The organism is Paenibacillus sp. Soil724D2, from assembly GCF_001427935.1.
In the GTDB taxonomy this organism is placed as follows: Bacteria; Bacillota; Bacilli; order Paenibacillales; family NBRC-103111; genus Paenibacillus_E.
This window is the reverse complement of record NZ_LMRY01000017.1, coordinates 54,350-67,013: the sequence shown is the minus strand read 5'-3', so window position 1 is coordinate 67,013 and position 12,664 is coordinate 54,350. Positions and strand designations below refer to the sequence as shown.

The following is a 12,664-nucleotide window of genomic DNA, read 5'->3' as shown; positions in this document are numbered from 1 at the left end:
AATGCTGTATTCAGGCTGTACGCTCTCGAAGCGTGCGTGAAACTTCCTATATCATGAATGATTTTATTGAGACTTCACGGCGATCATCCGAATTTGCTTGGTGATCTCTTCGCCTCTTCTCAAGGCTAATTCCAGTGGCAAAGCTTCCTTTTTACTAGGATTGGTATGACCTACGTGTTCTTTCCATGCCGAGCCTAATAGCTGTTGACGCTGCAGGATCAATTGATATAATTGCGAATTATCGGGTTGTTCTACGAAATCTGGCATCTGTTCCAACGTAATATGAAATAAACGACTTAAAAGCGTTCTAGCCATCACCCAATGACCATCTGAGTTGGGATGAATACCGTCACCAGAACGATAGACAGGGTTGATTTCGCGCTCTTGTTCTCTATGCTGAAGAAGTGGGTCGTAGATATTCACGACTTCTTCAGCCGTTGAATCCAACGTTAGCAGCCAATTCGCATAGTATCTAATGACATCATTGTAACGTGCATATGGCTCCTTGTAGCTGTAGTCTTTCTGACCATCAGGCAAAAGAACATTAACGTTCATAGATTCGGGATCAAAGGGCGGAGGCGTCATGACGATGGCTTTTGCCCCGCTTTGATGGATCATCCGAATGGCTGTAAGTATACCATTTTGATAAGCTTGAAACCGTTCTATTGAAAATGGTGCATAGATGCCATCATTCATGCCATATCCCACAACAACCCAATCCGGTTTGCTTTCTTGTAATGCCATTGCTAATCGATCATGGATACAGGGACGTGGAAATGGATGGTCGGCCTCGGTTAATCCTGAAGCAGTCTCACTGCTTACGCCAAGGTTTATGAGTGTGAGAGGAATGTCGGGCCTATACTGTTCAACATAAGCATCCACATAAGCAATAAACGTCCCTTCATCTGTAATACTGTCCCCAAGAAAAACAATTCTTTTACCATCAGTCAACAGCGATTCCTTTCTCTCGATTGGAGTCATCTCAACTCTCCTTTTCATCATATCCCCGTGATAAAATTCGACTAGTTACTACCCGCTTTCATAAAATGAGCATTCGTCCTTTTGCGGGAATTAATAATATGCTTGGACATGGCATCGGATGCGCCTTTGGGATCTCGCTGCTTTAATTTCTGTAAGACAGCATTATGTTCCGACCATTCCTCATTCGTGGTATTAATATCTAAGTTTAATTGGATGTAGGTTAAATATCTTTGAATCTGTTCAATATACCCCCTAACTAAATTCTGTAAATTGGAATTGTCGCAATAGGTCAGAATAGTGCCATGTAAAGACATGTTCATTTCCTTAATAGTCCCCAAACCGTTTGTAGATCTCGGTGATTGCTGAGTTTGAAGGGAATTCATAGTTTCTTGCAGCCGTTCCAGTGTTTCATCAGGTATAAGAAGCGCGGCCTTTTCAACAGCAAGTGGTTCAAGCTGCAGTCTAATCTCAAATAATTCGTCCAACTCTTTGACACTCATCATATTCACAAACATCCCTTTAAAAGGAATGACATTCAGATACCCTTCCGATTGCAATCTGGAGAGGGCCTCACGAATCGGAATATTGCTTACTTCTAAATCGCGCGCCAATTGATCAATGTTAATTTTTTCACCGGATTTCAATTTATGAGTTAATATGTCTTCTTTGACAATCCGATAAATTTCTTCGGTTAAATTAACACGACTAATTTTACTGCCCATAGGATACCCTCATTCTTTTTACACTTAATATATCATGTATGATTGTGGGTTATCAAATAATAAATATCGAGCCCCCCCTTGACAACTAGAAGGGCTCGATATTTTAGAAACCTATGTCGTAACTCTTACAAAATTTGTTCGCCCGCAGAGGGTCGGATACTTACTTCTGCTCATCATCCTGGTCATCATCTTCATGATCATTCTGATTATCGGATTTCTTACTTGTTTTAAACGTAACTTCAGCCCCATAGCTCGTTCCCGCTGAGTTAGTCGCGTAAGCTCTGGCGTAATACGTCGTATTTGGTTTCAATTTCTTTATTTTCTCACTAAATTCGCCTAATCCAGAGCCAATGGCAACTTTAGTTGATCCGGAACCAGCTATTGTAGGAGTTGGTGCTGTTGAATACACGATTCCTCGCGATGTGACAGCAGTACCTCCATCAGCCGTTACTTTTCCGGCAATTGTTGCGCTTGTGTTCTTGACCTTAGAGACCCCAGTCGTCGTTACGGCAGCAGTTGACGGTACCTGCGCAACCGTAAAGCTTAATTTATCCAGCAGCATATAGCTGCCTGATTTTTTCACGACTTTGATTGTGTGCAAGCTATTGGAAAGACCGGAAATACTGTAAACCGTTTGTTGAACTAATCGCGTTGCATTATACGTGTTAACGGTTTGTTTGAAAACATCATCTACGTAAACGTCGATTTCACCCTGTGAAGCATCTTTTTCCGTTATAACTGCTATTCCGGTTCCTTTAAAGGTGTATTTGAAATAATCGTTGTTTGTTTCTGTAAAATGCACGTCGTTTTTATAATCTCCACTAAAGACGAACGTTAGATTCGTAGTTCCCACCGGCTGCGCTGCAAGGTATTCCTTCTTGATCGTTAACGTATTGCCTACTAATGTGTAATCGGTTCCTGACACTAGAGTCGTACGACCATTGACAATTCGATCAAGTACATACTCGCCCAGTGACAACGTAGTGCTCACATCTGCTTGTGCAGTTATCTTTTTGTCAAAACTACCTGTATCAGGACTCATCAGATCGCCTACAAGTATTGTTAATTTGTCCAGCAGCATATAAGATCCCGATTTCTTCACCACTTTAAGCGTATGAGAACCACTTGGCAATCCTGCAATGCTGTACACCGTTTGCTGTGCTAATCGACTGGCATGATAAGTACTCACGGTTTCCTTGAATACATCATCAACATAAATATCGATATCGCCTTGTGAAGTATCCTTCTCGGTGATCAACGCAATGCCCGTTCCCTTGAAGACATATTCAAAATAATTATTGTTCGCCTCGGTGTAATGAACGTCGTTCTGATAATCCCCGAATACTCGATTATTGCTATAACCCCATGATCCAGAATAATGAATGGCAGCATTATCATCATTGATACTAGCCGTGGCGCCATGGGATAAGGTAGCCGTTTGTGCAGTCATTTCCGGCGCTGCCGAAGGAGTCAGCTGGATTGACGTAATGGATGGTACTACTTGAACCGATTGTGCTGACACCTGTCTATACACACTTCCCGTAACTGTGCTGCCTGCAGCTGATGGAGTCACGTTCAATTTGTCCAACAGCATAAAAGACCCTGATTTCTTCACTGCCTTGATGGTATGAGGACCGTCCGGCAGTCCCGCGATACTGTATACACTTTGTTGGACTAACCGACTATTGTTAAATGTACCCACCGTTTGCTGGAACACGTTATCTACATAAATATCGATATCGCCCTGCGAAACATCCTTCTCTGTCATCAATTCAATGCCCGTTCCTATGAAGGCATACTCAAAGTTATCGTTGTTGGCCTCGGAGTAATGAACATCATCGTTATAATCTCCGAGTCCCCGATTGTTGCTATACCCCCAAGAGCCTGAGTAAACAATACCCGGATCGTTATCGTTAATAGAAACCGGTGTAATCGTCACCGAGCTGTCGCCTACTTGAATTGGAAGGTTCTGGGCAGCTCCCCCACTGAAGGTGAAGGTCAGATCCGTCCAACCAATGGGTTGAGCCGCAAGGTATTCCTTCTTGATCGTTACAGCATTACCCGATAACGAGTAGTCGGTACCCGCAAGCAATGAGGTTCCCCCGTTAGCGATGCCGCTGAGGGTATAGCTGCCTGGCGTCAGAGTAATCGTTACATCTGCCTGTGCCGTTAACTTTTTGTCAAAGCTTCCCGTAACTGGATTAATCAGATCAGCGATTAGAACGCGCAATTTATCAAGGAGCATGTAAGAACCTGATTTTTTCACAACCTTGATCGTATGAGGACCGTTCGGTAATCCTGCAATCCCATAGACGGGTTGTTGGGCTAAACGACTCGAATGAAACGTACTAATCGTTTGTTTAAATACGCCATCCACGTAAATATCTACATCGCCCTGTGATGAATCCATTTCCGTAATATATTCAATACCCGTTCCAGTAAAGGCATATTCAAAATATTCGTTATTTCTTTCGGTGAATTGTACATCATTCAAATAATCACCAAGCCCTCGATTCGTACTTCGCTGCCAAGCGGCCGAATACGTAATCCCCGAGTCATCGTTATTGATGGCAATTGATCCGCCTTGAGAGGTGTTGCTTACAACAATAGCTAGCGTCTGCGGATTTCCGGCGCTGAAGGAAATAAGCAGGTTCGTTGTCCCGAGCGGTTGTGTGGCCAGGTACTCCTTCTTGATCGTTAATGTATTGCCAGATACCGTATAGTCAGTGCCTAATACAAGCTGTGTTCCGCCATTCGTTATAGCGCTGAACTGATTACCGTCTAGTAGCAATGTAGTCGTAACATCCGCCTGCAGCGTTACCTTCTTATCAAAATTTCTAGTTGACGGAAGGATCGTGCTGTTCTTAGGCGAGGTGTCGCTCACTGCAATAGTCAGAATAGGTCTAGCTCCCGCGCTGAAAGTGAAAGTAAGCTGTGTAGTTCCGACCGGTTGAGCAGCAAGGTAACCTTTCTTGATCGTTACCGAGTTGCCTGAAACCGTATAGTCGGTGCCAAGCACCAAGTCTACACTGTCATTCGATATACCGCTTAGTGTGTTTCCATTCAACGTCATCGTTGTCGTTACATCAGTCTGAGTGATTACATTTTTATCAAAACTCTCAGTAGACGGACTGATCGTGCTGTTTTGTGCCAATGAATCGATAACGGTGATCGCAAGATTCTGAGTAGCACCCAATCCTCTGTTGCTGTTTCGCTGCCAATCGCCTGTGTAGGATATTCCCGTATCATCATCATTGATGGAGGAAACGCCTCCTTGCGATGTAACCTTCAACAACCGAGAAGCATGAGGAGCCAAATCCCCTGAACTGAAGCCCGAGTTAAATACACCTAGATCGCTATGACTCCATAAATCTCGTACAGAGGCAGCTCCGCTTAAACCAATATCGCTCCAATTGACGTTCACCGTCGCGTTCGAGCTTCCCAGATTAAACAGTCCAACGGTATAGGTTCCATCGCCGTTGTTCGCATACCAGACCTGCTGCTCGGTTGCGAGGGATACGGGATGTGCCGGCTTACCAGCCTGATTGACGGCGATTGCTTCATCATTCGTCAAGAGCTTAATGCCAAACTCGTCCAGGTTGGTTAAGTCATTGCCTGTATATAGCTGGGCCGACGAGATGGCCCAAAAAGTCATGGCTGTCTGCCGCTCATCCGGTGTAATGCCATCCATGGCGCCGTTACCGATATTCAAGGAATCGAAATTATTCCATCCGCCCGGACCTGCATGGCGCCACCACTCTCCAGCTCGCGGAAATAGCCTGGCGATGTTAGCCCAATTGGTCAATCCCGCGGTTCCGCAATAACATTCAATATCCCAGTCGACACGCCATCCGTTTGCGTATTTCTTCCAGGTGTCAGCATAGTTAATATCCAGCGCCCATGATAATTCGAACCAGATATGATGCGGTGCAAGTGCCTGGGACCAAGCTTTGACATCACCGCGAGCATCAATGGACGTGTCATTATGTCCGGAGCCCGGGGTTACGCTGTCGAACTTCACGAAATCAACACCCCATGAGGCAATCTCATCGGCAATGGAGTTGATATAGCTCTGAGCACATGGCTTTGAGAAGTCAATTTTATAACCTATATTCCAATAATCCGACGTCGTTAATGGAAGGACCACGATGTCTTGTGCATGGCAGGAGGTACCATAGATTGGCAAGTTGGCGTCATAAGCTGCCGGCGACATCCCCGGTATAAAATAGAGGCCAAACTTTTGCCCATTGTTATGTACATGATTGATGACCTCACTAAGGCCATTCGGATACAAAGTAGTGCTTGGTTGTGGGCGTCCGTATTCATCCATACTCCCATTCCAGGCTGCATCTACGTTGATATAATTGTACCCATGAGGCTGCAGAGTCGCATGCATAGCGTCAGATTGCGCTATAATCTGTTCGGCTGTAATCCAATTTCCGTTGTTATGATACACCTGCATGCTGTAGCTGCTCCAGCCCATGTAGGGTTTTTGCGCTAATCCATTATCAGCTGCCTGTACGGGTTGTCCTTTCGGGATAAAGACAGCAAACAACGTGATAAAGAAACTAAAAACCAGCAGCCATAATCTAGTTTTCTTATTCATATATCCCACATCATACATCCCCTTTAGTGTTTAAATTCATAAAAAAAAGCCAGGTGCTTTAATTCTAGAACAAACACCTGGCCACTACTTCATCGATCGTTATTTTTTTATTGCTGCAGTATCGTAAGCTTTTTGCAGAATTTCAAGGTATCTGCCCATTTTTAAGTTTTCGAGACCTTTCACATAGGCATCCCAATCCTTCGTCAAGTCCTTATTCCCTGTAATAAATTGAAGCGAACTTTGCTCAATATAGTTCTTGATGTTGGTTTGAAGAATGCTCGCTTCGTCTGTGAGTGCCGGATCAATCCAAATCGCCCACATTGGGAATAGTTCCTTCGGTTCATGACCTTGATACAAGAGCGTCGCATCGTAGAGTCTACGCTCGTAGTTTGCAGAGTCGTAAACATCCGTTCCTTGTACGAAGCTGTCTCTGTACTCTTTCGGCTGGTAGAAGTGACCCATACCGCTCCATCCGGCATTACGAGGAGGCTGCCCGTCTACAGCTGGAATCGTTGCAATTTGAGGTGTAACTCCCTTGCCTAAAGCCACTTCGCCATCTTTCGGTTTTCTCCAATCGATGCCTTCCATACCTGATGCTGCATTCGTTTGTCCTTCTGTCGTGTACATGTAATCAACCATTTTAATCAACGCGATTTGTGATTCTTTGCTTGCTTTGTTCGTAAGAACGAATTTCGCACCCGGAATTAAGCCGCCTCCATCATGCGTTGCTAATGAACCATGCGGTCCTGTCAGCGGAGGTACGGGATTATAATCAGCTGAATTTTTATTTCCTTTATCAATGTTAACGAAGATGGCTGGATGCATGCCCGCGCCTGCACCTAGAATTTGTCCGCCAGCGTTCTCGCCAATTTTCTTAAAGGCTTCGGCATTTTGCGTAAACGCACCTGGATCGATCAAGCCCTCGTCGTACAACGATTTAATATAGGTAAGTCCTTCTTTCCATTCCGGCTTATTGGCCGCAGTATCCACTTTACCGTTAACTAAGTTCAGGTAATTCCGGTCGTCATCATAGATGAAGCCGTTCATCAGGAACGGAATGACACGCACGCCGAAATCCTCAATCGATCCGCTAAGCGGAACTTCGTCAGCTTTACCATTGCCGTTAGGATCGTTCTTCTTGAAAGCTTGAAGCACTTTCTTGAAATCTTCGGTCGTTTTCGGCATTTCGAGGTTTAATTTTTTCAACCAGCTTGTATTGATCCACATTTTGTTCGGGTATGAACAGTGGAAGCATTGCGTATAGGAGCCAAGTCCGTATATTTTTCCGTCTGGCGCTGTGACGAAGCTTTTGAGCGTTGGATCCTTCTCCATCGCCTTTTTAATATTAGGCGCATATTGGTCGATCAAATCGTTCAATGGAAGCAGAACGCCTTGCTTGCCGAACTTGAGAAGATCAGCTTGTGAGAATTGGTCGATATAGGCCGTTAACATATACGTCTCTGGATAATCGCCGCTCGCTAAGGAGATTTGACGCTTTTCTTTGGCCCCATCATAAGGGATGATTTCGAACTTAAATTTAGCATTAAATTTGCTTTCCAAATGCTTCGTGAATAGGTTCGTCTTCAAATCCATGTCGTTCGCTTGTTGAGCAAAGACGCTAATTTCTACGGGTTTAGCCGCCGCTGGTGCTGCACTTGGCGAAGCTGTCCCTGTTGAAGGATTCGGCGATGCCGTATTCTCCACTTTACTCGAACATGCGGCAAGTACCATACTGAACATCAAGATGAAAACCAAGCTACTAACCGATCTTCTTTTCAATTGAATCCGCTCCCTTTTTTGAATTGACTAGTTTGCTTATCTATCGTTTAATCTTTAGACGCTATTTTTTTAGTCAATCACCCCTTTCAATTCTTCAATCGGATAGGTTATCCCTCTTTCACTTACCCTTTTACAGAACCTACCAACATCCCCTGAACAAAGTAACGCTGCACAAACGGGTAGATGACGAGTACTGGAAGCGTTGCCACGACAATCAGTGAATATTTCAAAAGCTCTGCCAGCTGCTGTCTTTCTACCTGTTTTAAGGCATCTGTGGCATTGGAGCTATTGTTAAGAATGATAATGCTGCGCAAAATGAGCTGAAGCGGAAAAAGGTTGGCGGTTTTGAGATAAATAAGGGCATCGAAGTAAGCGTTCCATTGACCCACAGCGTACATTAAGAACAGAACAGCTATGATTGGTTTCGATAATGGAACCACAACACTCCACATGAACCTCAGATCGCTGCATCCATCTATTTCACTCGAATCAATTAATTCATCCGGAATCGAAGACTGGAAGAACGTTCTCGCAATGATCACTTGCCATACCCATATCGCGTTAGGAATCAATAAGGCCCATCTGGTATCGATTAACCCCATCTGTTTCACAACCAAGTAAGTAGGAATCAATCCACCGCTAAATAACAACGTGAATGTAATTAGCATCATCAGCATATTTCTTCCGAATAAAGTTTTACGTGATAATGGATAAGCAATCATGATTGTAAGCATTACACTGATGATCGTTCCGGCAGCCGTATAAAAAAGAGAATTGGCGTAGCCTGTAACAATTTTCGGGTTTTCGATGAGAGTTGCATATCCCTTGAGGGAAAATTCTACGGGCCAGAGCCACACACGGCCTGAGGTTACCGCCGACGGACTGCTGAACGAGCTGCTAAAAATATAAATAAGCGGATATAAGACGATAACTAAAAGGAGGCTCAGTATCACGTAGATGCTAATCAAAAATAGTTTATCGCCAACCGATTCCCTGATTGTCGTTTTCATCGTATTCATCGTTTGGTTCCTCCATTGTTTACCAGATACTCGTATTCGATAATCGCTTTGCTACCATATTGACACTAACAAGCAGAATTAAATTGATAACAGAATTAAACAATCCAACCGCAGTAGCAAAACTATAGTTCGCGTTCAATAAACCAATTTGATATACGTAAGTGGCAATCACTTCGGAATTTATCTTGTTCAGCGGATTTTGCAGCAGATAGATCTTTTCGAAGCCAAGCGACATGACACTCCCTACATTCAAAATGAAAACAATCGTGATGGTTGGCATGATGCTGGGCAAGTCGATATGACGGATTTTCTGAAACCGTGAAGCGCCATCTACTTTGGCTGCCTCATAAAGTGAAGGATCGACTCCTGCTAACGCAGCCAAGAAGATAACTGCCGAATAGCCTGCCGTCTGCCAAATATCCGACCACACATAGATCGAGCGAAACATGCCGGGTTCCCCAAGAAAATTGATTGATCCCATTCCGAAATGATTCATCGCCACATTAACGAAGCCTAGCCGTGGTGCTAGAAAAAGCATGATAATGGATACCATAACGACGGTGGATATAAAATAAGGAGCAAACGAAACCAATTGAACAAACCGCTTAAATTTGCCGTTGCGTATTTCATTAAGAGCCAAGGCTAACAAAATGGGAATTGGAAACCCGACGATTAACAAATATCCGCTAATGAGGAGTGTATTTTTAATTAACGTCCAAAAGATCGGATTATCAAAAAACAACTTAAAATGCTTGAATCCTACCCATGGGCTTCCCCATATCCCTTTAGTGACGTTGTAATCCTTAAAAGCAAGGACGGCATTCAACATCGGATAGTATTTAAAAATAAGGAAAAACAAAGCTGGCGGAATGACGATAAGATACAGTTGCCAGTGTTTTCTAAAACTCTTTGCCGCTGCTGTGAGGAGGCCTCCACGCTCTTTTGGTGCCACTCTGCTGCGTTCGATTACAATCCCTTTTTCCAAAATGCTCCCCCCTAAATTCCTCATGCAGTTCTGATAGCGCTTTCTATATGGCTGATTATAGGGGTCTATTGTTGCTCCCGTATAGGTACAATTGCGTCGTTTTACGAACAAATAACCCGAATTCAGCGGACATTTTTCCTATTCGAACGGCCATTTTCCCCGCTACAGCCATATGAGACAGAAAAAATCCTAACCGCCTAAGCGATTAGGATTTTCATTCTTCTGGGGACTGTCTGAACGAGCTTGGCGATACGCCCATAACTCGCTTGAACGCCCTTCGGAAGGAATGTGAACTGTTATAGCCAACATGCGAAGCGATTTCATCCACGTTATATTGATTTCTTTTTAAAAGAGTCGCTGCATGGTCCATTCTAACTTTTTCCAAATGATCGGATAAATTCGTCCCCGTTACCTCTTTAAATAATTGGGAGATGTATTTTTCTGGACGCTCTACAATCTCAGCTATCCGGTACAGATTTAAATCGGGATCTGAATACTTTTCAGCGATATATTCATTAATTTGCTTCACTGTTTTAATATGCGCATCGTTCTTTTTACTCGTGATGAGACCACACATGGCTGAGATAATCTCATTGATTTCACGCGAAATCAGCTCAATGGCTTCAGAGGCCTGGATGCTAATGATCCGATTTTTGATTTTCTCGAACATAGGAGATTCCATGAGAGCCTTCTGGTCGAGTAATTTAAGCAGCGTTCCTTTCACTTCTCCAATGAACTGATGCTTCATCTCCACAGAAAGCTCTCGATTTTCTGTATTTTGCTCGATCATCGACTTGACGATCCGCTCGGCTTCATCCACATCGCCTGCCCTAATTGTACTGATTAATCGCAGCTCCATTTCGATTGGATAATAATACGTGTTACTCTCTACTCGTGTATCACTGTACCAAACGATTCCTTTTCTATTCATATATACGGCGTATTCTAAGGCCTGTCTGGCTTGCTCATAGGAACGGCTAATCTCCATGACGGAAGCAAAGGGATCACTTAATGCTGCTGTAATGGTAATTCGATAATCGGTAAAGGCCAGATTGGCAAGATTAGCCACGAGTTGTTCGATTTCCTCCTTGCCAATTTCTTCACCTTCATCCTTTTCTCCTGATGTAAATAGGGTTACTATGCGATCTGAACCCAAATCAGTCATATGAACATGCAAGTGGCTGCCTGAATCAATTAATATCTGTTTCAGGATGAGTCTGGCCGCATTCAGCTCGTTGAGAATTTCAACGCTATCCATACCGGAGTAGCCATTGATTTGTACGATACCTGTGTACCCGGTATTCATATTTAGCCCTGTGTCAGCTTGCGCGGCAGCAGAAATCATTTCTTCCCTCGATTGAAATTCTCCCGCAATTAGGCGTTTGTAAAAAGCATCTCGAATTAATGGAAGCTGCCTATTCAACTCAGACTCAAGGCGCTTGTTATTCGTAATGATATTCGAAATATTACCTTGCAAGAAATCATATTCATTGCGCTCTGTCGTTGCTTCCTTGCCAAACTGGTCTTTCATTACACTTAGCAGCCTATTAATCGGCACCGTATTTCGATAAGACAGCATAAAACCAACAAAAAGCCCGATCACTAGTGCAACACCGGTCACCGACCAAGTGATGTACTTGATTTTATTCGCATTCTCCATTAGGACATGTCTTGGAATGCCTGTGCTGTATACCCAACCCGTTAATTTGGATTGAATCCTTATCACGAGATCATCGTCATAGAATTGACTGACTTTCTCTTTATCGAAGCGGCTGTCAGCAGATAAGTGATCCATTTCCTGTTGACTGATCCCCTGCAAGCTAATGGTATGTCCTTCCGCATCACTAATATGCGTCCAACCGCTGTTCGGATCTCTTAAACCGGACAAAACACTGTTGATTGTTTGTTCATCAATAATGGTGACAACCGTGGCCGGTGGAGAATCACTGAAGCTGTCTAATGGGAGCGATTGCATAAAGGTGACGACGGAGGTTTGGACGCCGTTATTGACAAACGGACTCAGCGGCATGATTTCGCTTCTATGTGTTTTCTCTAATACCGTTTTTTTCCATTCGTCCAAGGAAAGATTGGTGTAATGGGAAGTCTGATAATAATGCTCAGGGCGAAAATAAGCATTGCCTGGCGTCATAACGACGTTAAAATTCGTCAAATAAATATAGAAATGCTTCAAAAAATCATTCGTTTGGCTGTAGGCCTTAATATCTCTCGTTATTTTCCAGACCCCATACACATTTGCTTTATCATCGACCAATTTTTCGTTCAAAAGGACACTCAGGTCTTGGTTTAAAGCCAGCTGCCTCGTAAAACTTTCAACTTCGGCCATTCTGCGTTCCAGAATCTCCTGGCTCTTTTGAAGCTGCGTCACATTATTCTCAATGGAAATCGATTGTGTGACCGTGATCGAAGTACGGTATGACATGTAGCCTGCAATGCTGGGAATGATCAAAATAACGATATAAGAGATCAGAAACCTTCGAAATAATCTGGAAAACTTGGGCACTAACCATTCTCCCTTTCATTTTGGAGGTTTCGGAATACGTTCTTTAACAAG

Annotated in this window: 7 protein-coding genes; all 7 read right to left on the bottom strand. The window is 43.6% G+C overall.

Features of this window, described 5'->3' with window-relative positions; translation table 11 throughout:
- Positions 1 to 63: 63 nt before the first annotated feature.
- Entirely contained in the window at positions 64 to 981 is a 918-nt protein-coding gene (locus ASG85_RS16965) for an SGNH/GDSL hydrolase family protein (protein ID WP_060647114.1), read from the bottom strand.
- Between the two features lie 41 nt (positions 982 to 1,022).
- Complete coding sequence (locus tag ASG85_RS16960) at positions 1,023 to 1,703, bottom strand: GntR family transcriptional regulator (protein ID WP_057305414.1); 681 nt, start codon at positions 1,701 to 1,703, stop codon at positions 1,023 to 1,025.
- A 160-nt stretch (positions 1,704 to 1,863) separates the two neighbouring features.
- A complete protein-coding gene (locus tag ASG85_RS16955; RefSeq protein ID WP_156396644.1) occupies positions 1,864 to 6,309 on the bottom strand; it encodes a X2-like carbohydrate binding domain-containing protein in 4,446 nt (1,481 codons plus the stop codon).
- Positions 6,310 to 6,408: 99 nt separating this feature from the next.
- On the bottom strand, positions 6,409 to 8,049 hold the full coding sequence (locus ASG85_RS16950; RefSeq protein ID WP_082588122.1) for an extracellular solute-binding protein: 1,641 nt from the start codon (positions 8,047 to 8,049) through the stop codon (positions 6,409 to 6,411).
- A 161-nt stretch (positions 8,050 to 8,210) separates the two neighbouring features.
- Positions 8,211 to 9,107, bottom strand: coding sequence for a carbohydrate ABC transporter permease (locus ASG85_RS16945; protein WP_057305417.1), 897 nt, complete (start codon positions 9,105 to 9,107; stop codon positions 8,211 to 8,213).
- A gap of 19 nt (positions 9,108 to 9,126) precedes the next feature.
- On the bottom strand, positions 9,127 to 10,092 hold the full coding sequence (locus ASG85_RS16940; RefSeq protein ID WP_414858747.1) for an ABC transporter permease: 966 nt from the start codon (positions 10,090 to 10,092) through the stop codon (positions 9,127 to 9,129).
- A 214-nt stretch (positions 10,093 to 10,306) separates the two neighbouring features.
- Entirely contained in the window at positions 10,307 to 12,613 is a 2,307-nt protein-coding gene (locus tag ASG85_RS16935; protein ID WP_060647109.1) for a helix-turn-helix domain-containing protein, read from the bottom strand.
- Positions 12,614 to 12,664: the final 51 nt, after the last annotated feature.

Coding starts and splice junctions, on each gene's coding strand:
- ASG85_RS16960 (WP_057305414.1), bottom strand. CDS start 1,703: ATGGGCAGTAAAATTAGTCGTGTTAATTTAACCGAAGAAATTTATCGG.
- ASG85_RS16955 (WP_156396644.1), bottom strand. CDS start 6,309: ATGAATAAGAAAACTAGATTATGGCTGCTGGTTTTTAGTTTCTTTATC.
- ASG85_RS16945 (WP_057305417.1), bottom strand. CDS start 9,107: ATGAATACGATGAAAACGACAATCAGGGAATCGGTTGGCGATAAACTA.
- ASG85_RS16965 (WP_060647114.1), bottom strand. CDS start 981: ATGACTCCAATCGAGAGAAAGGAATCGCTGTTGACTGATGGTAAAAGA.
- ASG85_RS16950 (WP_082588122.1), bottom strand. CDS start 8,049: ATGTTCAGTATGGTACTTGCCGCATGTTCGAGTAAAGTGGAGAATACG.